Source organism: Streptomyces sp. TN58, from assembly GCF_001941845.1.
GTDB lineage: Bacteria > Actinomycetota > Actinomycetes > Streptomycetales > Streptomycetaceae > Streptomyces.
The window spans coordinates 7,385,257-7,407,850 of the sequence record NZ_CP018870.1 but is presented as its reverse complement, the minus strand read 5'-3'; the positions used below and the strand labels follow the sequence as shown (position 1 = coordinate 7,407,850).

General features: G+C 73.8%; 15 protein-coding genes and 2 pseudogenes. 6 read left to right on the top strand and 11 right to left on the bottom strand.

Features of this window, described 5'->3' with window-relative positions; translation table 11 throughout:
* Positions 1 to 3: 3 nt before the first annotated feature.
* Positions 4 to 1,584 (bottom strand): DUF6056 family protein, encoded by a 1,581-nt coding sequence (locus BSL84_RS33605; RefSeq protein WP_075969562.1) that lies wholly within the window; start codon positions 1,582 to 1,584, stop codon positions 4 to 6.
* A gap of 332 nt (positions 1,585 to 1,916) precedes the next feature.
* Between BSL84_RS33605 and BSL84_RS33600 the strand changes: the two genes are divergently transcribed.
* Positions 1,917 to 3,305, top strand: a complete 1,389-nt coding sequence (locus tag BSL84_RS33600) for a glycoside hydrolase family 15 (RefSeq protein ID WP_159393494.1) — start codon at positions 1,917 to 1,919, stop codon at positions 3,303 to 3,305.
* Between the two features lie 632 nt (positions 3,306 to 3,937).
* On the opposite strand, the gene BSL84_RS37560 is transcribed toward BSL84_RS33600, so the two are convergent.
* The 6 genes and pseudogenes from BSL84_RS37560 to BSL84_RS33570 all read right to left on the bottom strand — a co-directional run bounded on the left by BSL84_RS37560 (position 3,938) and on the right by BSL84_RS33570 (position 13,052).
* Entirely contained in the window at positions 3,938 to 6,157 is a 2,220-nt protein-coding gene (locus BSL84_RS37560; protein WP_075969564.1) for a PIG-L family deacetylase, read from the bottom strand.
* Positions 6,158 to 7,442: 1,285 nt separating this feature from the next.
* Positions 7,443 to 7,854 (bottom strand): annotated as a pseudogene (locus BSL84_RS33590) (transposase); the annotation flags it as partial.
* Between the two features lie 1,110 nt (positions 7,855 to 8,964).
* Positions 8,965 to 10,062 (bottom strand): sugar ABC transporter substrate-binding protein, encoded by a 1,098-nt coding sequence (locus BSL84_RS33585; protein WP_420718774.1) that lies wholly within the window; start codon positions 10,060 to 10,062, stop codon positions 8,965 to 8,967.
* A gap of 912 nt (positions 10,063 to 10,974) precedes the next feature.
* A complete protein-coding gene (locus BSL84_RS33580; protein ID WP_234363597.1) occupies positions 10,975 to 11,295 on the bottom strand; it encodes a hypothetical protein in 321 nt (106 codons plus the stop codon).
* A 39-nt stretch (positions 11,296 to 11,334) separates the two neighbouring features.
* Positions 11,335 to 11,640, bottom strand: a complete 306-nt coding sequence (locus tag BSL84_RS33575) for a hypothetical protein (protein ID WP_075971900.1) — start codon at positions 11,638 to 11,640, stop codon at positions 11,335 to 11,337.
* A gap of 566 nt (positions 11,641 to 12,206) precedes the next feature.
* Positions 12,207 to 13,052, bottom strand: a complete 846-nt coding sequence (locus BSL84_RS33570; RefSeq protein ID WP_079273068.1) for a hypothetical protein — start codon at positions 13,050 to 13,052, stop codon at positions 12,207 to 12,209.
* A gap of 960 nt (positions 13,053 to 14,012) precedes the next feature.
* On the opposite strand from BSL84_RS33570, the gene BSL84_RS33565 reads away from it, so the two are divergent.
* Positions 14,013 to 14,594 carry a hypothetical protein gene (locus BSL84_RS33565; protein WP_234363596.1) on the top strand — a complete coding sequence of 194 codons (582 nt, stop codon included), beginning with the start codon at positions 14,013 to 14,015 and terminating at the stop codon, positions 14,592 to 14,594.
* 1,932 nt (positions 14,595 to 16,526) lie between these two features.
* Positions 16,527 to 16,748, top strand: coding sequence for a response regulator transcription factor (locus tag BSL84_RS33560; protein ID WP_030027557.1), 222 nt, complete (start codon positions 16,527 to 16,529; stop codon positions 16,746 to 16,748).
* 9 nt (positions 16,749 to 16,757) lie between these two features.
* On the opposite strand, the pseudogene BSL84_RS35840 reads toward BSL84_RS33560, so the two are convergent.
* Both BSL84_RS35840 and BSL84_RS33540 read right to left on the bottom strand, forming a co-directional pair.
* A pseudogene (locus tag BSL84_RS35840) lies at positions 16,758 to 17,565 on the bottom strand (IS5 family transposase).
* Between the two features lie 588 nt (positions 17,566 to 18,153).
* Entirely contained in the window at positions 18,154 to 19,662 is a 1,509-nt protein-coding gene (locus BSL84_RS33540; protein WP_075971899.1) for a hypothetical protein, read from the bottom strand.
* A 387-nt stretch (positions 19,663 to 20,049) separates the two neighbouring features.
* On the opposite strand from BSL84_RS33540, the gene BSL84_RS33535 reads away from it, so the two are divergent.
* Together BSL84_RS33535 and BSL84_RS37320 are read left to right on the top strand one after the other, a co-directional pair.
* Positions 20,050 to 20,349, top strand: coding sequence for a DUF6400 family protein (locus tag BSL84_RS33535; RefSeq protein WP_051873117.1), 300 nt, complete (start codon positions 20,050 to 20,052; stop codon positions 20,347 to 20,349).
* Positions 20,336 to 20,560 (top strand): hypothetical protein, encoded by a 225-nt coding sequence (locus BSL84_RS37320; RefSeq protein ID WP_075971898.1) that lies wholly within the window; start codon positions 20,336 to 20,338, stop codon positions 20,558 to 20,560. Before BSL84_RS33535 ends, BSL84_RS37320 begins: the two co-directional genes overlap by 14 nt.
* 10 nt (positions 20,561 to 20,570) lie before the next feature.
* Here BSL84_RS37320 and BSL84_RS33525 read toward each other — a convergent pair whose 3' ends face one another.
* Together BSL84_RS33525 and BSL84_RS33520 are read right to left on the bottom strand one after the other, a co-directional pair.
* Positions 20,571 to 21,113, bottom strand: a complete 543-nt coding sequence (locus BSL84_RS33525; protein ID WP_159393608.1) for a DUF4232 domain-containing protein — start codon at positions 21,111 to 21,113, stop codon at positions 20,571 to 20,573.
* 149 nt (positions 21,114 to 21,262) lie between these two features.
* On the bottom strand, positions 21,263 to 21,766 hold the full coding sequence (locus tag BSL84_RS33520; protein ID WP_045323211.1) for a hypothetical protein: 504 nt from the start codon (positions 21,764 to 21,766) through the stop codon (positions 21,263 to 21,265).
* Between the two features lie 343 nt (positions 21,767 to 22,109).
* Between BSL84_RS33520 and BSL84_RS33515 the strand changes: the two genes are divergently transcribed.
* Entirely contained in the window at positions 22,110 to 22,580 is a 471-nt protein-coding gene (locus BSL84_RS33515) for a hypothetical protein (RefSeq protein WP_075971897.1), read from the top strand.
* Positions 22,581 to 22,594 lie beyond the last annotated feature (14 nt).

Genomic DNA, 22,594 nt, shown 5'->3' with positions numbered 1-22,594 from the left:
TGATCAGGGACCGGGTGTGCCTGCGCCTCCCCGCCCCGTCAGGCGGTGGATGCGGTCGACGCCGTACCAGCGGGAGACGCAGGCGGCGACCCAGTCGCGGTCGTAGTCGGCGGTGAAGAAGGGCTCGGCGAGGTGGCCGATGGGCAGGGGGCGGTAGCCGACGTCGGTGGCGCCGTGCGCCGCCTCGGTGCGGATGCGGGTGTTCTGGGCGTCCCAGGCGATGGAGCGGGCCACCGTGGTGGTGGTGAGCTGCTGCAGGTGCGGGACGAGGGAGGCCGTCGCGGCCAGGGTCAGGCAGAGGGCCGCCGTGGTGGCGGTGGCCGCGGCGGCGGGGCGGCGGGCGGCCAGGCGGGGGCCGGCCCAGGCTCCCAGGAGGGCTCCGTAGCCGCACAGGGCCAGTTCCATGGGCAACAGGAAACTCGTCCAGGTCCGGGCGTAGGTCCAGCCGGTGGGGCCGTATCCGCTGCGCAGGCCGGCCGCCACCGCGAAGGAGCCCAAGATCACCACGGGCAGCGGCAGGAGCAGCAGGGCGGTCCGCGTGGCCCGCCCGGCGCCGGGCCGCGCACCGGAGGCGGGGACGCGGCGGGGGGCGGGGCGGGGGGTGCGGAGGGTGGCGGCCAGGCCCAGCAGGAGGCCGGCGGCCGCGGCGGCGAGGTAGGCCCACTGGCCGGTGACGGTGTCCCAGATGCGCAGCCAGTCCTCGAAGGTGGCGCGTAGTTCGCCGGTGGAGAGGATGGGGGGTTTCTCGGGCTGCTGGGCGCGGCGCCAGCGGGCGCCCGGGGAGGTGTGGAGGACGGTGAGGCCGCAGGCGAGGCCGGCGCACCACAGCAGGCACCAGGTGAAGGGGCGCCAGGTCGTGGTGAGGTGCAGGCGGGGCAGGCACAGCAGGGCGGTCAGGGCGGCGAGGAGTGCGCTGACGAGGGCGAAGGGTTCGCTCAGGGTGCCGAGGGCGAAGCCGGTGAGGAGGGCGCCGGCGAGGCCGGCGGTGCGGACGGCGGGGCGGGGGTGGGCGGCGGTGGCCAGGGCGAGCAGCAGGGCCCACAGGCCGATGACGCTCGGCACGGTGTGGGAGATCGTGGCGGGGGCCCACAGCAGGACCTGGTAGCTGCGGGTGCCCGCGAAGTACAGGAGTGCCTGCAGGGCCAGGGCGCAGGCGGTCAGGGCGAGCAGGGGCGGTGTGTGGCCGAGGGCGTGGAGGAGGCGGCGGCCGAGGAGGACGAGGGCGGCGGTGAGGGCGAGGGTGATGAGGGTGGGGAGGATTTTGGTGCCGGCCGGTCCGCCGCCGTAGAGGAGGCCGCTGAGGAAGGCGTTGGCGATCCGGCCGTTCTGGGTGGTGTAGAAGTCGGCGGTGATGCCGAGGACTCCCAGGTCGCGGGTTTTCCAGGCGGCGCACCAGTCGTCGGAGGTGGGGCGGATGTAGAGGCCGAGGAAGCATCCGACGGCGACGAGGGCTCCGGCGGCGGTGGCGAGGGTCGCCGCGGCGGCTGTGGGCAGGGTGCGCAGGAGGGGGCGGGGTCCGGTGTGGGGGCCGGTTGGTGGGGAGGGGGTCACGAGGTCCTCGTCCTCGGCCGCCGTGGTGCTCATGGGCCACCTCTTCGCAGCGTTCGCGGTGTTCGCAGCGGGGGTCCGTCGGGCGGGGGCGGCCGGTTGCGCCCCGCCGGCTGTGGTGATCGCACGGCCCGCGAACACCCATGATGTGCACGGTTCGTGGCGGGCGGCATCCCGGGCGGGGCCGGTCGCCACGGGCCGCTTCGGCGGGCGGGCTTCGGCGGGCGGGCTTCGGCGGGCGGGGAGGGTGGGGGTGGGGGTGGGGGGTCACCCGGGCGGCGGGGTGTGCGTGGCGGGGCGGGCGGGGGTCTTCGAGGATGGGCCGGGGGCGGTGTCCGCGCGTACGCGGTGCGGCGGAGGGAGTGGCGGTGCCCGTTGTCCTTGGATGCTGGGCGGTGGCCGCGGCGGTGCTGGCCGGGGCCTCGGTTCCGGTGTGCGGTGCGGGCGGTCATGCGCCGCTGTCGGGGTTCACCGCCCCCACGGTCGGGGTGCTGTCCAATGTGACGGCCGCCGAGGGGGTTTCGGCTTCGCGTGCCGCCGGCGCCCGGTATGTGGAGGGCAGCAACGTGCTGCGGCTGGCGTCGGGGCGGTGGCTGTACCTGCCCGCGGGGCGGACGGTGTCGGTGGTGGTCGGGGCCGGTGACGCGGGGGCGTTGCGGCAGATCGGGCAGAGCCGGGCGTGGCTGGCGTCGGGCCGGATCCCGGGCAGGTCCGCGGCGGAGCGGGCGGCGGCCGCGCGGGCGCTGCTGGCGATGCGGGCGCTGCTGCGGCCCAACGGGGCGATGGCGGCGGGGTGGAGTCCGGGCTGGATGTACTCCTGGCCGCGGGATGCGAGCTTCGCGTGCGCGGCGTTCGCGCACACCGGGCATGACGCGGAGGCGTTCGGGATCCTGCGGCACAGTGCCGCGACGCAGCGCGGGGACGGCAGCTGGGAGGCGCGTACGAAGCTGGACGGTTCCGGGCCGCCGGACGGCAGGCGGTGGCAGCTCGATGCCAACGGCTGGGTTCCGTGGTCGGTGTGGCAGTGGTACCGGGCGGCGCCGGCGGAGGGCCGGCGGGCCCGGCTGGCGACGCTCTACCCGATGGTGGCCAGGGCGGCCGACCGTGCGGCGCGGTCGCTGGGGGCGGACGGGCTGCCTCCGGCGTCTCCCGACTACTGGGAGCTGATGACGTCGAGTACGAACATCGGGACGGCCGCGCCGCTGCTGGCCGGGCTGAACGCCTCCGCGGACCTGGCGCGGGAGGCGGGCCGGCCCGGGGACGCGGCGCGGTGGGCGCGGGCGGCGCGGCGGCTGTCGGCGGGGATCTCCAAGCGGTTCCTGCCGCTGGGCTACCAGCGCACCGTCGACGGCCGGCACGGGCGTGACAGTGCGGTGGCGTTCATGACGCCGCCTTTCAACGCGGCTCCGGCGGGGCTGGAGGCGGTACTGGAGTCCACGTGGCGGGCGCTGCGCCTGCCCAACGGGGGGCTGACGCCGGGTGATGACCCGGGGGCGCCGTGGGGTGCGACGGCGTGGACGCCCAGTACGGCGTTCTTCGCGCTGGCGTGGGCGGCCGGGGGGCGGCCGGCGAAGGCGGGGCCGGTGCTGGAGTGGGTGCTCTCCAAACGCAACGCGCTCGGTGAGCTGCCGGAGAAGGTGGACAGCGCCGGCCGGGCCGCTTCGGTGGCGCCGCTGGCGTGGACGGGGTCGATCGTGCTGCTGTCGCTGGTGGCGCTTGAGAGTGGCGGTCTGCCGGCCCCGCCCCCGGGGCGGTAGGAGGGGCGGGACTTCGGGCGCGGCGCGGTCCTGTCTGACGCGGATCCCGGACGCTCCCCCGGGCTGCTCTCCACTCCCCTCCTCGCCCCCTCCCCGCTCCCCTCTCCCCGCGCCCTTCTCCGCTCCCCCTCCTCGGTCCCCGGTCGGTTGCTGACGGCAAGACACCTCGACCCGCTCCCGGGCCGCCTCTTTCGGTTCACCTCGCTGACGGCCATGCCCGCGCCGCTGCCGCAGCTCCCGCCACTCTGGCCCTCAGGCGCTCTGGCCCTCTGGCGCTCAGGCGTCAGCCGGTGGGTTCGGCCACTCGGGCGAGCAGGGCGGAGTTCGCCGGTCATCCGGGGAAGAAGCGGCCGGCGGGCCCCGGCGCATGTGTGCGCCGCCGTCGGCGGCGGGTGGTACGGGCGGCGGTCACAAGGGGCCCTGTCACCGGTGGTCAGGGCGTGGGGAGTTGAGCAGTGCGGCCGGACGGCCGGGCCGGGCGGCAGCCGGGTGGTGGGGCGCTGTGCCGGTGGCTGCGGTAGGGCCGGTGGCCCGGGTGGGGCGGGCGGTGGGGCCGGGGCGGGCCGGCGGGTGGTGGCCGCAGGGTGGGTGCCGTGGCGGGGGGGGGGGGGGGGGGGTTGGGGCGGTGGTGGTCAGTGGTGCCAGGTGGAGGGGTGGCGGGCGGCCTGGGCGAGGGCGGTGGGCGGGACGGCCCGGTGCCAGGGGGTGGGGGCGGGTCCGGCGGGGCCGGGGGTGGGTGTGGGGGTGGTGGTGTGGAGGTCGGCGTCCAGGCCGAGGGTGGCGGCCAGGTTGGTGCCGTCGGGGGTGGTCACGGCGGCCGGGGCGCCGGTGTAGAGCATCTGGGACTCGTGCCAGACAGGGCCGGTGCCGGTGCCGGTGCCGGTGTTGGTGCCGGTGTTGGTGTTGGTGTTGGTGTTGGTGTTGGTGTGGGTGTCGGGGGTGGGGAGGGTGATGGCGGCGGTGCCGGTGGCGGCGCGGCCGGCGAGGAGGTGGCCGGTGGTGGCGACGGCGCCGTAGCCGCCTTCGCCGCCGGTGGTGGCGGGTGGGGAGAGGAGGGGGGCGGCCGTGGTGGCGGTGGCCCGGGTGGTGGTGACGGTGCCGGTGCCGGGGGTGCGGAAGGAGAGGCGGACGCCGTCGCCTTCGGGGGTGGCGGACAGGACGCCGGTGGTGGCGGGCAGGCCGGTGGGGAAGGGGCCGGCGAGGGGGGCGCCGGGGGCGGGCTGGGTCCAGGCCAGGACGGTGCGGTCGGTGGCGGCGTAGAGGTGTCGGCGGCCGGCGCTGTCGGTGGCGGTGGCGGGGTCGCCCTGCAGGGCGGTGCCGCCCAGGCTCTGCCAGGGGCCGAAGCCGGCGCCGGGGGCGGTCTGGGTGGCGGCGGCCAGGGTGCGGCGGGAGTCGCGGAGGTAGACGGTGATGCGGCCGGCGGGGTCGGTGGTGGCGGTGGGGGTGCCGATCGCGGAGGTGGCGGAGAGGTCGCCGGTGTCGGGGGTGCCGAGGGTGTGCCAGGGGCCGAAGCCGGCGCCGGGGGCGTTCTGGAGGGCGTAGACGGTCTCGCGCCGGTAGTCGTGGGGGGTGGTGGTGGCCAGGGTGGTGCGGGTGGCGAGGACGGCGATGCGGCCGTCGGGCAGGCGGGCGGTGGACGCGCCGGCGTCGATGGTGGTGCCGGGGGCGGTGGGGGGCAGGAAGCGGGGTCCCTGCCAGGGGGTGTCGGGGCGGGGGCGTGTCCAGTAGGCCATCTGGCCGTCGAGGGCGGCGAAGGCGTAGAGGTGGCCGGGCGGGCCCTGGGTCAGCCAGGTGGTGCTCTCGCCGCGGCTGTAGCGGATGGTCTGGTTCCAGCCGGCGCCGGTGGGGCGGGTGGCGGTCTTGCGGTCGCCGCAGCCGGCGGGGCTGCCGCACCAGTCCTGGTGGTCGCTCCAGGCGTAGGTCTTGAGGTAGCCGAGTTTCTCCTCGGCGGCTTTCGCGTCGAGGGTGGGGGGCAGGGAGCTGTTGGGGTAGCTGACGTAGTTCTGGACCGAGAAGTGGGGGCGGGGGCCGGCGGCGGTGGTGGCGGCGTAGCGTTCGGTGGCGGCCTGTACGAAGCGGGCCCCGTAGATGTGGTCCTGGTGGTCGGCGGGGGCGCCGGCGGGCCGGGTGCGGCCGGGGGTGGGGTCCTGGGTGCGGATGGTGGTGGGCCGGTAGAGCGCCAGTACGTTGGCGATGGCCTGGACGGCCTGGTCGCGGGTGTAGGTGAAGGGGGTGGTGACGGGGGTGCCGGAGGCGAGTTGGGAGCCGAGGGCGGGGACCTTGCCGTCCCACAGGCCGCGCAGGCTGTCGGGGTTGTCGCCGGAGATGCTGCGGGCTTCGCGCATCTGCATCCACACCAGGTTGACCTCGGGGCGGGCGAGGAGGACGTCGACTTCGGCGCTGCCGCCGCCGGTGGTGGGCACGGAGGTGCGCTGCCAGGCGCTGGTGCGCCGGCCGGTGGCCATCTCGGCGTAGGCGGCGCGTATGCCGTTCTGGCGGGCTTCGGCGTAGGCGGCGTGGTCGGCGGGGCGGGCGGGGTCTTGCAGGTGGGGGCTGTGGGCTTCGTTGCGGCCGTCGGACTCGCCTGCGGTCAGGTAGACGGTGGTGACCTTGACGCCGGTGGATATGGAGCGGCTGAGGTCGGGGTTCATGAAGAACAGGTCGTCGTCGGGGTGCGCGACGAACTGCACGACCGTGCCCTGGGTGACGCTGGGGCGCTGGGGGGCCTGGGCGGCGGCGGGCGCGGGGGCGGCGGCGTGTCCGTGGGCCCAGGTCGTGACGCCGGCGACGCCGGCGGCGGCGGTGAGGGCGGCGAGCAGGGCCGCGAGGCGGGTGCGGCTGGCCAGGGACATCGCGGGCGCCTTGGGGGTCGGTCCGGTGCGGGGTGCTCCGAAGAGTGGGGGGTGTCGGTGCCCCGATGGCTGGAGCACTTCCGGAGACGACCGGGGCCGATTATGCCTCGCGTGTTTTCTGCTGACACACCCTCAAACACCATATGAAACCAAACCAGTTGAATGCACGATATGGGCGTCTTGTCCCTATTTGGGGATGGTTGGGTGGGGTGGGGTGGGAGGGGGCCGCGTGGTGTGTGTCACGTGCGGGGGCGGGGTGGGGCGGTGTGGGGGCGGCGGATTTTCGTGGACTTCTGGGGACTTCTGTCGACTTCCAGGGGTTTCGGCGGCGGTGTGGGCTGGGGTTTCGCGGTGTCCGGCGGGCGGCGGGCCGGCGCGGGTCGCGGGGCGGTCGGGAGACGGCGCGGGCGGCCGCGCCCGGGGGGCGGTGAGGTCTCTCACACCGGCGGGGGGTGGGGGGTGGTAGGCCGGTCCGTCGGGGGCGGCCGTCGGACGGCGGCGGGCCGGCGGGGGCCGACCGGGGGAGCCGGCGGGCCGGGCGCACCGGCGGCGGCGGTGGGGCGGTGGGCCGGGCGCGGCCCGGTGGCGGCCGTGCCTCTCCCGGGGTCTGGGCCCTTGGCGGGGTCTGGGCCCGGTGGCGGCGGTGCCTCTCCCGGGGTCTGGGCCCCTGCCTCGGTCTGGGCCCGGCGGGCGGCTCGGGCGGGGCCGGCGGGCGTTGCGGCGAGGGCCCGGAAGCCGGTGGAAGCGTGGGTTGAGCGCACCGGCAGCGGCGGCGGTGGGGCGGTGGGCCGGGCGCGACCTGGTGGCGGCGGTGCCTCTCCCGGGATCTGGGCCCGGTGGGCGGCTGGGCCCGGCCGATGGGCGTCGCGGCGAGGGCCCGGAAGCCGGTGGAGCCGTGGGTTGGGCGCACCGGCGGTGGTGGGCGGGTGGGCCGGGCGGGCCCGGTGGCGGCGGTGCCCCTGCCGGGGTCTGGGCCGGTGGGGGCTCGGGCGGGGCCGGCGGTCGTCGCGGCGAGGGCCCGGAAGCCGGTGGAGCCTTGGGTTGGGCGCACCGGCGGCGGGGAAGTCGGTGGGCGGGTGGGCCGGGCGCGGCCTGGTGGCGGCGGTGGCCCCTGCCGGGGCCTGGGCCCGGTGGGCGGCCGGCCCGGCCGATGGGCGTCGCGGCGAGGGCCCGGAAGCCGGTGGAGCCGTGGGTTGGGCGCACCGGCGGTGGTGGGCGTGGGCGGTGGGCTGCACGCGGCCTGGTGGCGGCGGTGCCCCTGCCGGGGTCTGGGCCCGTGGCGGGTTGAGGCGCCTGTGGGTGCAGGTTCGCCGTGGATCGAGAGGGTTCCGACTGCTTCGTGGCCGGGGCGGGGCCTGCGTAGAGGCGAGGCGGCCGGTGGTGGGGAAGCCGGTGCCGTCGCCGACGGTGACCAGCAGGACGGCGGCGGTCCTGACGCCGACGCCGGGCAGCGACGTCAGGACCTGGAAAGAGGGGGCCACCAGCAGCTGGCTGGTCTGGGGCTCCAGGGCCCCGCGTTTTTCGCGGACGGCCGCGAGGGAGCGGGCCAGGTATGGGATGACCGCGTGGAGGGTGCCGGTGCCTGGGACGACGACGGTCCGTTCGTCGAGCGCGTCGAAGACGTCGTCGATACGCCGGGTGGCTATGCGCAGGGCCTTGGGGCGGACCAGTTCGACGAGTCTGCGGCGGCCGGCTTTCCCGTTCCGACGCGGCCGAGCCAGGTGGGCGCGGCAGTCGGGCCGGCGTGTCGACGTGCGGCGCAGGCGGTGGGTGCCGGCCGGGTCGGGTGTGGTGCTGGTGGCGGCCCGCCATGGGGCGCGGCAGGCGGGCTCCGCCGGCCGCGGCGGTTGCTCTCGGGTGAGGTGACGCACCAGCGGGGGTGGGGAAGGCGGTGCGCGGACGGGCCGGCTTCGCCGGGAGTCCTGCCCGGGCGGGCCTGGGCGAGGTCGGCGGGTCCCGATCCCGGGCCCGGTGCGCAGGCCGTCCGTCTCCGAGGCGCCCGCGCTCCGTGAAGCGGGGCGGTTGCGGTGCCCGGCCGCGTCGGCGGGATCGGGGCAGAGGCGGGGGCTCCACGGTTCATGGCCGTGCGGAGGAAAGCGCGACGCCGCGGGGTGGGCCCTGGTGGTGGAGGGGGTGTGCGTTCGTCTCGGGGAGGGGCGGCGGCGTGCAGGCGTGCCCAGGGCGGCGGCGTGGGCGGCGGTCGGGGCGGCGGTCGGGGACGGTGTTCGCAGTGCTCCGTCAGCCAGGTCTGCTCCCCGTGCCGCCGGTACGGCGCTACGGGGGCGGGTTCGGGCGCTACGGCCGCCGGTACGGGCGCCACTGGCGGGTCGGGGCGCCTGGGGTGGAGCGCCGCCGCCTCCGGGCGCAGGCTGGGGCCGGTGCGGGCCGGGCTGGTCTGTTGGACTGCCGCAGTGGTCTGTGCCGCTGGGCGTTGTGCCCGGGCGAGTGGGGCTGGTGTCCGGCTGTGTGCGAGTGCGCCGGTGCTTTGGCGCGGGACGCAGAGCGTTCCTGGGGCTCCGGCGGCGCTCTGCGCGCGTTCCTCCGGGCTGCCGCGCGCGGGGAGGTGCCGGCCCGCGCGGGTGCGTACGGGCGCACGGTAGGCGGGTGTCGCGGGGCGGTGAGCCCCCGCCCGGGGCGGGGCGGGGCGGGCGGGGGGGCGGTGTGGTGCGTGGCGCGTCCTGTGCCCGCTGCCCCGCCCGCCGCCGTACGCCGCCGTACGCCGCCGTGCGCCCGCGGGCCCGCGGGCAGCGGCGGGCGGCGTACGGCGGCGAGTGGTGTGCGGGGGGTGTGGTCTTGCCGCGGTGGTGTTACTTCAGGCCGATCTCGTCGCAGGCGGCTTTGAGGGAGTCGGTGCAGATCTCCTCGACGGTGTAGACGCCGTCGAGGACCACGGTGGTGCGGATGTCCTCGCGGGTCACTGGCACGCCGGGGATGAGGACGGCGGGGATGCGCTTGCTGGTCGGGCTGCTGACCACCTGGTTGATGATTCCGTCGATCTTCTCGCCCTGGGCGAGGAGGACGGCGAGTTCGGCGGCGGCTTCGGCCTCGCGGGCGTAGGGCTTGTAGACGGTCATGAACTGCTCGCCCGCCACGATGCGCCGCACGCCGGCGAGTTCGGCGTCCTGGCCGGTGACCGGGGGCAGGGGGGAGACGCCGGCGGCCTTGAGGGCGGTGATGATGCCGCCGGCCATGCCGTCGTTGGCGGAGTAGACGCCGACGATCTTGTCCTTGCCGAGCGCGGAGAGCGCGGACGCCATGTTGGTGTTGGCGTTCTCCGGCTTCCACTCGACGGTGTCGTACTCCTTGCCGACGTTCACCTTGCCGTCCAGGACGGAACGGGCACCGGCCTTGAAGCTGGCGGCGTTGGGGTCGGTGACCGCGCCGTTCATCATGACGATCTTCCCGGTCCTGGCCTTGTCGCCCAGGGCGTCCAGCAGGGCCTTGCCCTGGACGCGGCCGACGTCCTCGTTGTCGAAGGAGGTGTAGGCGTCGATGGGGCCCTCGGCCAGGCGGTCGTAGGCGACCACCGCGATACCGGCCGCCTTGGCCTTCGTCACCGCTGCGGCGATGGCCTTGGAGTCCACCGCGTCGATGACCAGGACGTCCACCTTGTCCTTGATCATCGCATCGGCCTGGGCGCTCTGCCGGACCGCGTCGCCCGCGGCGTTGGCGTAGAGGACCTTGCCCTTGCCCAGGGTCAGCAGGGCGACCTTCTTCTCCATCAGCGGCTTGTCGAACTTCTCGTAACGCGCGGTCTCGTTCTCGGGGAGCAGCAGGCCGATCCTGACCTCGCCGCTGCTGTCACCGGAGCCGCCGGAGCCGTCGGAGCCGCCGCAGGCGGTGAGCGTGACGGCGAGCGCCGTGACGGCCAGAGCAACGGGGGCACGCCCCAGATACGCGTTCACGAGGTGAGCCTCCCTGGTGGGGCCGTGTCGGTACGGCCGAGGGAGGCAGTCAACGTGCCCGTATCCGCTGCCGTCAAGAAGTGAATCCCTAACGAGATGGCAACGCTGTCACCGCACGGTCACCGCACTCCCGCACCGGGTCCGTGCAGGGCTTTCCCCGGCCGGCGGCGGCCCGCTTGCCGGTCTGGCGTCAACTCCTGAAGGGTAGGAGGCGGTTTGGTCTTCACCACGTGAGCAGCCCCGCGCCGGGACGGGGGGTGCGGGGGCGGGTCGCGTGGGGTGGGCCGGGCAGGACGCGGCGGGGCGGGCCGGGCGCGGCGGGGCGGGCCGGGCGGGGCGGGCCGGACGGGGCGGATGGCAACGGGCGGCGGGCCGGGCCGGACGCGGGAGGTCGGACGGGGCGGGGCGGGCGCAGCGGGTGGCGGCGGGCCGGGCGCGACAGGCCGGACGGGGCGGATGGCAACGGGCGGCGGGCCGAGCCGGGCGCGGGAGGTCGGACGGGGCGGGGCGGACGGGGCGGGCCGGACGGGGCGGGCCGGGCGCGGGAGGTCGGACGGGGCGGGGGCGCACCGGGTGGCGGGCCGGGCACGGGGTGGTGGGTGGCCGGGGTGGAGCGGGCCGGGAAAAGAGGGGCGGGCTGGCCGGCCGGGATCGACCAGGCGGCCGGGCGGGCGGAGCGGGCCGGGGGAATGGGGCCGTACTGCCCACGTTGCGACAAGCCCGGCGCCATCCTCGCCCCGCCATCCTCGCCCCGCCGGCCGCTCCCCCGAGGCCGCCCGCCCCGCGATGCCGGTCCGCAGACCGGGCATCATCCCGCTGCGAAGGACCCCCTGGGCCCTTGGGCCTGCGCTGAAGCCCCAAAGGCAAGACCACCTGAACCCCGCAAGGTTCCGACTCGACGAGCCACCGTCCTCATGGGCGGTGGTCCGTTGATTTGGGGAGTCGAGACAGACCTCGCTCCGCTTCGTCCACGAACTGCTCGTGCACTGTGAGTTCACGGCCTCTGCCCGGACTCGTCAGAACGATGGTCTTCGCCTCACCGAGAGCCTCAGGCCCCGCCCCGAGGAGCTCGCGTGTGATCATCACCGCATCGAGCACCTCGACCCGGTGCTCGCTCAGCAGCCGCTGCACCGCAGCCATCCCGTCATCCATGCCCAGCAGCGGTCGGCACTCATCCACGAGCGCCTCAAGCCGGGCGGACCTCTCCGGATGCAGCCCTCTGATCACCATCACACCGCCCCCCTCGCTCAGTCCCCGGGCCCCAATCGTGGCTCATGTTTGCCTCTGAACCTCGCGGCTAAGCCGATCACTCATCGAGAAGTCCGAAGTCCCGGGAAAGGCGCTAAGGAATTCTCGCCTCACGGCGTCCCCCTCCGCCTCAGCCATGGCTCCGAGCACGCCAAGCAGTTCGCTTCGCTGGTCATGCGACAAGCGACCCAACGTGGCCCCAATGCCTTCCAGGGCCTTCACGGCGTCGTCCGGATCCATCTGCTCGTCGTCCGCGCCGTCAATGAACCAAGCAACGTCCACCAGCGCGTCAGCCAATGCACGCGTCAGCGACGAGTACGCGGGTGTCACGGGTCCTCCAACAGATCAGCAGGCACGGGTGGCATGCCATCCCACCACATGCCGATCCGGCCCCACCACGCCGATACCACCGGCCCCTCAGAGGTTCCCAGGGGCTGCCGACCTGACGGTCGACAACCCCTCAAACACGCTCACGCTCCCTACCATCCTCGGACGGTCCAAACCCGGACACCTGAGGAACCGAAGCAGCTGTGGCCGTTTTCAAGGAATCTCATCAACACCCACCCACCACAGCCGGCCACGCGGCCTCAACCACCTCAGCGACACCCCGGGCCGCAGACGCCGGAAGAGCAGAACAAGCCGACAGGCCGACAGGACGGCAGGGCGACAGGGCGGGCAGCGCGGCAGGAGGCACTGCGGTACCGGGCCCCACACCGCGCCGCCGACCACCAGACCAGAGCGAGGCAGGCGGGGCTGCGGGGAGGCCCGCGCACTGGGTCCGCGGACCGGGCTTGCCAGGAGGCTCGCGGACCGGGGCTGCGGGGAGGCCTGCCGATTGGGCTTGCGGGCAGGGGCCCGGTGCTGGGGTTGAGGGGCCTGCGGGCGTGGGGTGGGGGTCAGGTGATGCCGATGGTGTAGGTGGCGCGGTAGCCGTTGTGGTGGGGGGTGAGGGGGAGGGTCATGGTGTGTGCCGCGGCGCGGTAGCGGCTGTCGCGGGTGTTGGGGTGTGGGGGTGCGGTGCGGCGGGTGTAGGGCGGGCGGCTGTAGATCTGGGTCAGGAGGTTTTCGGGGAAGAAGAACTGCGAGGTGGTCTCGGTGTGGGGGTCGGGGCGGACTTTGAAGTGGATGTGGGGGGCGAGGCCTGCGTACCAGCCGGGCACGATGGTGTGGAACACGCATCGTCCGGTGTGGTCGGTGGTCTGGGTGCCGCGCAGGAAGGTGGTCTGGGCGGTGGAGTAGTTGCCGTCGGCGTCGGCGTGCCAGACCTCGACGGCAGCGGCCGGCAGCGGCCGGCAGTGGTCGGGGACGCGGACGACGGTCAGGTCCAGGCGTAGCGGTACGCCGTCGCGGCCCTGGGTGATGTCGGAGCGGATCAGGGCGGCGTCGAGGTAGTAGGGTCCCGCGCCGGCCTGGACGGCGAGGACGCAGGCCGGGGCGGTGGCGGTGGCGGCTGTTGTCGGGGCGGGTGAGGGGGGAGGGGTCGGGGAGGCGGACGGCTGTGCCGGCGCTCCGCGTGGTGTGGAGGGGGCGGCACATCCGGCGGCGAGTACGGCGGCGGCCCCGGCCGACCCGGCGGCCAGGAGGAGGGCCCGGCGGCTGGTCGCCTGCGAGGAGACCGCGCCCGTACCGGCACCGGCACCATCACCGGCGCCGGCTCCCGCTCCGCCGCCGGAAGCGGTGCCGGCGCCGGTATCGGTGCCTCTGCCGGAACCGGTGGCGCGGCTGGTGGTGTCGTCTGCCATACGGGCCCCTTCCCACGTGCCCCGGGTTCCGTCCGCAGGTGGGGCGGGAGGGCGGTACACACGCGCCCACCGTGCCGGACGCGGCCTGTCCGGGCCGGTACCGACACACCCCCGCCCGCCCGGCGAGCCTCGCTCCGCCGGCCCTGCCGGCCTGCCGGCCTGCCGCGCTCTGGTCTGGTGGTCGGCCGCCGGTGTGGGGCCCGGTACCGCAATGCCTTCCGCCGCGCCACCGCCCCGCTGGCCTGGCCTCCTCACAAGCCCGGTCCGCAGGCCCAATCCGCAGGGCCTCCCCGCAGCCACAGTCCGCAAGCCCGGCCGACAGCCTTTCCCTGCAGCCCCGCCGCAGGCCCAGCCCCGCCGCGGCCCAGCCCCGCAAGCCCAGTCCGCGGGCCCAGTCCGCGCGTCTCCCCGCAGGCCGGTCGGCAGCTTTTCCTCGCAGGCCCACCCCTCAGCCCGCTCCCCCTCCCCGCTCCGCAAGCCGACCCGCCAGCTCTCCCCGCAAGCCGGTCCGCGAGCCCACCCCGCAGGCCGGACCACAAACCGACCCGCAGGCACACACCGCAGCCCACGGGCCAGACCCCGCAAGCCCGGTCCGCGGACTCTCCCGCAAGCCGGTCCGCAGTCACACCCGGCTGGTGCGGACATCGAGCCGCGCGGAGTCGCTCCGCGGCATGAGGAAAACCGCACGTGCGCCCGGCCGCTCCCGCAGCCCCCGGGCCGTAAGCCCATCCCGCAGGCCCGGTCCGCAAGCCCACCCTGAGGCTGATACCGCAAGCCCCGCTCCACGGGCCGGGCCCGCAAACCCCGAACCGCAAGCCCCCTCAGGCCGGACCGCAGCCCCTTTCCCGGCAGGCCCGGCCCCATGGGCCACCCTCCCCCGAACCCGGGCGGGCCGGGACCCACCCGCGCAGACGCCCCCGGCGGGCCGCCCCCACGGCATGCGCCCACCGGGTGCGGGGCATGCCCGGATCGGAGAAGCTGGGCATGCCCCGCAGCGCCACCAGGCGCGCACAGGGACGGGCGAGGAGGCCACGTGGACGCAACAACAAACGGCCGCACCCCCGCAGGCAGCGGACCCGCACACCAATACACACCCGCACCGCGATCCTGCTCAGCACAGCAGCAACCCTCGCGGCAACCACCGCACCAACCCACGCCGCACCACCCCCAGCCGCACCCACCCCCGCCCCCGACCCGGTCGTCCTCGACTGCTCCTCCAAACCCCAGATACGCCCCGAGGAATACCTCCTCGCCTGCGGCGACGGCAACAACCGACTCGTCGACCTCCGCTGGAACACCTGGGGAAACACCGCCACCGCCACCGGAACCGACATGGTCAACGACTGCCGCCCCTACTGCGCAGCCGGCCGCTTCCGCCCCTACCCCGTGACCGTCACCCTCAGCCACCCCCAACCCTGGCCCGACCACCCCGACACCCACCGCTACACCACCATCCGACTCCTCTACACCGACACCGCCCCCACCCCCGTCCCCAAAGACGTCACCTACAAACTCGTCTACGACAGCCCCGACACCCCCTAACCCCACCCCCACCCCCACCCCCGCACCCGCACCGCGGCTTGCGTACACACCCGCCCGACACATGCCCTACAACGCCGACCCGCGCACGTGGCATGCCGGGCCGACCCGCGCATCGCGCCTGCCCGATCCGGACAGGCACGCAGCGCACCCTGCCACCCGCATGCCGCGCCCCGTACCGCGCCGCCCGCGTGTCGCGCCCCCGTACCGCGCCCTCCATGCAACGTGCGGGGGCCAGGCCACGTCGCGTGCGGGGGCCAGGCCATGTGGCGGGCGGGGACCGGGCCATGTGGGGCCGGGCCGTGCAGGTGACACGCCGAGCGATGCCGGGTATGCACCCTGCCGTGCGGGGGCGGTCGGACGTGTGGAGTGCGGGGCTGGCCGGTCCCCGCCGTGCACGGGGCGGTCGGACGTGTGGAGTGCAGGGCGGCCGGTCCCTGCCGTGCGATGCCGGGTATGCACCCTGCCGCACGGGGGGCGGGTGTGCACCCTGCCGTACGAGGGCGGTCGGACATGTAGCGAGGGGCGGGGCCGGTCCCCGCCGTGCACGAGGCGGCCGGACGTGTGGAGTGCAGGGCGGCCGGTCCCTGCCGTGCGATGCCGGGTATCACCCTGCCCGTACGGGGGGCGGGTGTGCACCCTGCCGCACGGGGGAGGGTGTGCACCCTGCCGTACGAGGGCGGTCGGACATGTAGCGAGGGGCGGGGCCGGTCCCCGCCGTGCACGAGGCGGTCGGACGTGTATGGAGTGCAGGGCGGCAGGTCCCGCCATGCGATGCCGGGTATGCACCCAGCCCGTACGAGGGCGGTCGGACGTGTGGAGTGCGGGGCTGGCCGGTCCCTGCCGTGCGTGCGGCGTGCCGCGGCGGGCGCAGCCCCGTCCGAGCATGTCCCGCCCGCGCAAGGCTGCGCGGGCGAGCCCGACCTGACCGCCGGACCGGATGACCGCCGGACCGGATGACCGCCCATGGAATGATCACCCCGGGCCGCCCGTAGCACAGCGGCGCACGTGCAAGGCCGAACCGGGAGGCCGAAAAAAGCTCCCGGGAAGAACAGCGCGGCTGGTGGCCGGCAACGACGGCAAGGAACCGCTGGAGCTGACGGTGGAACCCTGGGCGGACATCCACCACATCCCGCCGAAAGAGACCTGCACCGTCACCACCCACCGGCCGGCCGGAAACGACACCCGGAGCTCAACCCCACACGGCGACGAACCGTTCCAGGTCCAACACCGGCCCCACGCAGTCACCGTCTGGGCCCACGGCCACTGCCCCCACCCCACCGACCGCAACAGCAACCCCACCCACGCCAACACATACAGGCGGCGGATGCCCCACCCCCAACCCGGCCACCTCAACAACCAACCAACCCCCACACACGAGCAACCCAGAACACCCCCCCCAAGGCCCACACCCCGCCCGCACCCCGGCCAGGCACCGCCAACACCTAACCCCCGACACAACTCCCCCCGCACGCGACCCCACACCCGGAAACGAGAACCACCCACAGCCACCCCGAAACAAACCCACCCCCACCCACCCCACCCCACGAAAAGAACCCGAACAACCCGGGCCACACACCAGCCCCACCCCACCGGCCGACCAACGAACCACACCCAAACCAAAGCCGCACCCCTACACCGGGCGAACGGAACACCACACCCAACAACCGACAACCCCCACCAACCCCACAAAGACCCCCCTCAACCCCAAAAAGGGAACACCAGTTCGATGCGTCGGCCCCACCTCCGAACCAAGCCCCGCCCCCACGGGACCGAAAACACCTGTCACACACCCGTGACACACCCCCGACAACCCCGTGAAACACCCCCACCACCATCAAAACAACAACCCAAAACAGGACAAACAACCAAACAACCACCACTCCCAAAGACGCGAGAACCCCATGACCCACCCCACCCCCCAAAGGACCCCCCATGACCACCACACCCACCACCACCCACACCACCCCCACCCTCGCCCCCCGCGAACAAGAAACACTCCGCCACATCGCCGCCGGCCACACCTACCACCAAACCGCACGCCACATGGGACTCTCCACCCACACCGTCGACGCCTACCTCCGCCGCATCCGCACCAAACTCAACATCAACACCACCGCCGAACTCACCCGCACCGCCATCACACTCGGCCTATAAGACGTCATCTCATTTGGCCAGTCGGCGGTAGCAGATGAGGGTGCAGGCGAGGCTGGTGAAGGCGAGGAAGTGTTCGGCCTTGCGTTCGTAGCGACGGTGGAGGCGTCGGCAGCCGGCGAGCCAGGACATGGTCCTTTCGACGACCCATCGGTGGCGGCCGAGTCGTTGTGAGGACTCGATGCCTCTGCGGGCGATGCGGTGCGTGATGCCGCGCCCGCGTAACCATCGGCGCAGGTGGGCGTAGTCGTAGCCCTTGCCCGCGTGAAGCTTGCCGGGCTTCGTCGTCGGCGTCCGCGTCGTGAGCGGATGGGCGGTATGCCGCGGACGAGGGGCTCGAGGGCCTGGCTGTCGTGCAGGTTCGCGCCCGAGATTCCGACGGACAGGGGCAGACCGGTCCGCTCGGTGATCAAGTGGATCTTCGAGCCGTACTTGCCCCGATCGACAGGATTCGGACCTGTCAGATCCCCCTTTTCAGGGCCCTCATGTTCACCGAGTCGATCGCGCAGCGGGACCAGTCGAGCTCGCCGCGGGAACCGAGTTCGTCGAGGACCAGGCGGTGGAGCTTGGCCCACACGCGGGCCTTGCTCCATTCGGAGAAGCGTCGGTGGGCTGTCGCCCCCGAGGGGCCGAACGATGCCGTGGGCAGCTGCTGCCAGGTACAACCCGACGTCGCGACGAACACGATCGCGGCCAGTACCTCACGGTCGCCGTGCCGACGCCGTCCACCACCTTGGGGCCGCGACGGCGCCTCCGGCACCACCCGCTGGAACAGCACCCACAACTCGTCCGGCACCAGACGCTCAACGATCCCCACCATGACCGACAGCCTACCCACGAAGCCCAAATGAGATGGCTTCTAAACTGCTCCATACCGCCGGCGGCCTCGGGACGGGTCTGACGAGCTCATCAAAGCGTCAAGCGCTTCGACCATCCTGCCGAGCCCGCGAACTGCACGGGGACACTGCGCGGATCACACCGCCGCGCAAAACACGACCATCAAGAGGCCTACCGCAGCAACACCACCGCACATTGCCGAACTCACCGTCGCACCCGCTCACGCGCGGACCGCCACGGGCAGACCTATGGACACAGTCCCCACCACAGGCGCAATGCCAATCCGGTGCCCCCGGCTGGAGACAGTTCCGCACACACTCAAAGCCAACAATCTCGGCAAGCGCTCACAAGGAAAAGCCCTCGACGGCCAGCCTCGGACCACGCGACCGCAGCCGATCCGAAACTCCGACCCGAATACGCCCCAACCGCCAACGTGGCATAGGTCTTTCGGTTGATCGTTATGCCGCCGCATGCTGCCACAAGGCCGATCTCGAACCGATTGAGGATGAGCCAGACGCGGGGGCGGCCTCGCCTGATCATCTGCTCTCAAATGCCACGCGGGCACCGTCACTCAGCATCCCGCCGCCGGCTGCGGGATGGAAGTAGCGCTGTTCAGGCAGTGGTCGAGGAGCGCGTGCATGCGGGGGACGGGCAGGGACGGGTTGGCCGCAGCGCCCTCCGCGGTGCGGGGATCGACGAGGAGGGCTTCCAGCGCTTCGGGGGTCAGGGTCGGATTGGCGGCGGCCGCCCGGCGCACGGACGCGTCGGCGTCCTCCACCGGGGGTTGGGGCAGGGTGGGATCGGCTGCGGCCACGGCGCGTACCTCGGGGTCCGGGTGGTCGATGAGGTGGGTCCAGCCCGTGCGTGGGAAGTGGGGCAGGGTCAGCAGGTGCGGACGGTGGGCCGGGCGGGTGACGAAGACTTCCAGGAGGAGGTGTGGCGGAGCCAGCGGGTGGAAGCATGCGAGCCGGATCCGCACCTCCTCGTCGTCGTCCCCTGCGAGGGCCTCGACGAGTGCAGTCGGCAGGCCGGGCCAGCTCGCCGCGACCCGGCGCAGCGCCGGTTCCTCGGACGCCGCGCAGGCAGCGAACCATTCGGGGGACGGCTCGACGTCAAGCTCCGTGATCGGGCAGGTGCAGTCTGGACCATGTCCGATGACCCTCTGGATGGCCCAGTACTCCGGCCACGTGCGGGGGAAGGGGTGGAGGCGTGCCCGCAAGCGTACGTCCCGGTCCCGGTCCTCCTTCAGCTCGGCGACCAGGTGCGGTCCCAGGTCCGGCCTGGCGGCGATCATCTCGCGGACCTTCGGCTCCGGGTGGCGGGCGAGCCGGGCGACGGCGTAGGCCGGGGTGTGGCGGTTCCGCGTCAGGGGTTCCACCATGTCGTCCGCGAAGCACTGCTCGACGAGCGCAGGGGACAGGGCGCACGTGCCGAGCACGAACGGCTGGCTGAGCGAGCCGAAGGACGGCAGCTTGGCCTCCACGGCTTCCGGGTCCAGCTCCCAGGTGCTTTCCCGCGCCGCCTCCCGTACGGCAGGGTCGGGGTCGCCGAGTAGGGCCTCCCGCTGCGCAGGGGTGAGTGACTGCCAACTCCGGGTGGCGCGTCTGCGGAGCTCGGGGTGCTCGTGACCGGCCATGATTCGGTAGAAGGACCGAGGGATCTGCCGTGAGAAGTCGAGTTCCTGCATGATCTCGTGCTCGGAGAGCATGCCGTCCTCACCCCCGTTCTGAGCGGTCAGGAAGGTGACGAGGATGTCGTCCGGCAGCGGTCGAACCCGTCGGGGCCGGGGGTAGCGGGATCCTCCGGCAAGATGGGCGCGGATGATCCCTGACGGGTCGGTTGCCAGCGGGGCGAGTCGTGCGGGGTCGACGTGCTGATTGCGGGCGAGGTGGCCGCGGATCGCCATGACCGGGTGCTGCAGGGCTGCATCGATGACGGCGTCGGGCAGGGCACGCCCCTCGCACATCAGCCGACCGGCCTCACCGGCCCCTCGATCCAGCAGGCGTATCAGTACGTCAGGGGGCGCAGCCGGATTGAAAGCGACGCCGCGCAGCCACAGTTCACGAGGAGAGTCGGACACCACGTCATCCTGCCACCCCCTCCCCTCCCCGACGTGCATGCGACGGCCAGTCGTTGCTGCAACCCGGCCACATCGTTTGCCGTATCCACGGGGTGTTCCTGCCCTGGCTGGCGGACGCTCCGGCTCCCCGGCTCCTGAGGCTCTCGTCCACTGCTGTGTGCCGAGCAGCGCCTCCCCGAGTCCTTGTCGCCGGCGTCAAGATCCCCCGCCGGCTCTACTCCGCCCTCGCCCACCAGAGCCCAGCCGAGTGCGCGCACTCCGCAGTCCGGCCGCCAACGCCAGCACACCGGCACGCGGCGCGGCGGCGGGCACCCGGGGTGGGGGCTTGGCTGTGACTCCGCCCACCCCCTCTTGACCAGCGAAGGAAGGGTTACCTAACTTCGAGGCATGGCCCCCCACCACCCCGCCTCCGACGACCCCGCCCGCGGCGCCGACACCGGCGCCGGCGCCGACGGGTCCGCGTTGGTCGACTTCGCCGTCGACCTCACCTCCCAGGAGGTGCTCCGGCGCGCCCAGGTGATGGAGGCCCTCGGCTCCGGCTGGGACCCTGTCGAGGTCCTCCTGGGCGAGGAGGCCGCGTACGACCTGCTGTACTCCGGCCTGGACGCCGAGCAGCAGCGCCTCTACGACGACCTCGTCACCGCCGGAGTCCTCCCCGCGCGCGGAGGCCGCGATGCTGCCCCTTGATCCCCACGCCGACCCCGGCCGCCGTGCCTGGATCCCCTGCCCCCGCTGCCCCAGCACTCCCGACTGCCATTCCTGCCGGCAAGGGCGAACCTGCTCCACCCACTGGCGCTACCTCCTCACCAACACCGGCAGCCTCCTCCACCTCCAGTGCCCCACCTGCACGCACGTCTGGTCACACGAAACCAATTTCGGCAACACCCGCAGCCGTTAGACCGGGGGGATCAGGAAGCGGGGCGGAAGGCGGTGGCGCGTACGGCGTTGCCACAGAGCGCGAAGTTCCCGCCGTCGTCAGGCGCCAGTTGCAGACGGCTGCCCGCTACGCCGATCACCATCGACGGCGCGGCGAAGGGCTCAGCTCCGGAGGCGCAGTAGCCGTCGGCCTCGCCGAGAACCGGAACGAACCCGATACGGGTCTGGGCCGCGGCACCGACCTCCAACCGCACCGGGCGCGCCGGACCCTGTCGGACGACGGTGAGCGACCGGGCACGCGAAGGCGCGCCCTGGCCGGCCACGGCGACCGTGGGATGGCCCCGCAGCACGCACGGTCCGGGGCCCTCGTTGACGACGGTGACCAGCACCGCGTTCGCCCCCACGCGCTCCGCCCCGCCCGCCGCCAGCTGACCGCTACGGCAGGCGGGCGCCGGTGCGGCGGCGGAGGCCGCCGCAGGGGTTGCGGTCAACAGCGCCGCAGCCACACAGACGGCGACGCCCAGAGCGGTACGGGCCCGACCACGGCCGGCGGCCCCCTTCACGATGCACGCCATGACGCTCCTCTCCACCCCGTACGCCAGCACACCGGCAGGGCGAGCGCCGGCCACGGCAGATCCGATCCCAGCGTGGCACCGGTCGCGGACGCCCACACCCGGACGCGGTCGGCGCAGGCCCCGCATACGGGCGGGGGGGGAGGGGCGCGTCAGCGGGTGGTGCGGTGGTCGTAGACGGCCAGGGAGAGCGCCTTCATCGCGTCGTGCGCGCGCCCGGCGTCGGCACCCTGGTCGACCGCCTCCAGGGCGGCGGCGGCCGACACCCGCACGGACTGCGGGAGGCCTTCGTGCGCGCACACACGGTAGGCGACACCACGGCGGGCATCCCGCTCCTCGTCGGTGACCCCGAAAGCCGTCAGCGGGAAGGCCGCCGCCTGATACGTCGCGACGCTCACCAGAACCGCGTCGGCGACCCCCTCGGCGTACCCGCCCACCGGACCGGCGACCGCCGCAGGGACAGGAGATGCGTGTACGGGTGCCACGGGCGCGGGGCGGAGGAAGTCGGCCACCTGCCTGCGCGAGAGGAACGAGCCGATGCCCGCCCCCAGCCCAGCCGCCACGGCAGCCAGCACACCCGTCACGCGTCCGCCCAGCAGCCACCCGAAGCAGGCGCCACCGGCCACACCGCACATCACCAGCATGAAAGTGATCATCAGGTGGATTCGGGCAGCCGGCGAGTACCTCATGTCCAGCAGTATGCAGCGCACACAGCCCCACGCCGAACCCCGGCCCTGCCGACCCTTCGCCCGCCCGCGCCGCCACGCCTGGCCGCCCTTGGCCAGGGAGCATCCCACCGCCGCGCGGACGATCGGCACAACCCGGATTTGCATTACGTACTTCGCGTACCGCATCCGGGCCGAACGGGGCGATCAGCTCCAACCCGGGGCATACGGGCCGGGTGGCACGATCGGCGGTGGGATGAAGGCCGGCACAACCGAACCCACTCGTAGGATGAGCCCTTGATCATTGCATTCGCAGATGCTTACGGGGGTTCGGATGAGTAGTACTACTTTCGACGCGGAGTGGGCCGGTCTCAAGGAAGGGACGGCAGCCGCGACGCAGATGCGCCTCGCGAGCGCCGCGCCCGACGGCGGGAGCGGCGGGAGCGGAGGCGGGGGCGGGGGCGGCGAGGACCTGAAATCCGACCAGGGGGTCTGGAACAAGGCCAGCAACGACGTCGGCCAGCTGGTGTCGGGGATCAAGAAGGCCCAGGTCGAGTTCGAAGCCGGACAGAAGGGCGCAGCCGTCGCCGGCGTGGACAGCGCAGCCGCGCAGAAGGAGCTGTACCAGTCCTGGAAGACCTACCTCGATGGTCTCGTCGGCAAGTGCACCGCACTGCAGGGGCCGATGGTGCAGGCGGGCAAGGGCCAGGTCGCCAACGACGAAGCGCTGCGCGCGGACTTCGCCCGCATGAACGGCCAGTACAAGGACACTCCCGCCACCGGCGGCAACACCCGGAACCCGTAGACGGGTAAGCCGGG

Coding starts and splice junctions, on each gene's coding strand:
- BSL84_RS33520 (WP_045323211.1), bottom strand. CDS start 21,766: ATGATCACTTTCATGCTGGTGATGTGCGGTGTGGCCGGTGGCGCCTGC.
- BSL84_RS33565 (WP_234363596.1), top strand. CDS start 14,013: ATGCCCGGATCGGAGAAGCTGGGCATGCCCCGCAGCGCCACCAGGCGC.
- BSL84_RS33570 (WP_079273068.1), bottom strand. CDS start 13,052: ATGGCAGACGACACCACCAGCCGCGCCACCGGTTCCGGCAGAGGCACC.
- BSL84_RS33535 (WP_051873117.1), top strand. CDS start 20,050: ATGGCCCCCCACCACCCCGCCTCCGACGACCCCGCCCGCGGCGCCGAC.
- BSL84_RS33515 (WP_075971897.1), top strand. CDS start 22,110: ATGAGTAGTACTACTTTCGACGCGGAGTGGGCCGGTCTCAAGGAAGGG.
- BSL84_RS37560 (WP_075969564.1), bottom strand. CDS start 6,157: ATGTCCCTGGCCAGCCGCACCCGCCTCGCGGCCCTGCTCGCCGCCCTC.
- BSL84_RS33525 (WP_159393608.1), bottom strand. CDS start 21,113: ATGGCGTGCATCGTGAAGGGGGCCGCCGGCCGTGGTCGGGCCCGTACC.
- BSL84_RS37320 (WP_075971898.1), top strand. CDS start 20,336: ATGCTGCCCCTTGATCCCCACGCCGACCCCGGCCGCCGTGCCTGGATC.
- BSL84_RS33560 (WP_030027557.1), top strand. CDS start 16,527: ATGACCACCACACCCACCACCACCCACACCACCCCCACCCTCGCCCCC.
- BSL84_RS33605 (WP_075969562.1), bottom strand. CDS start 1,584: ATGAGCACCACGGCGGCCGAGGACGAGGACCTCGTGACCCCCTCCCCA.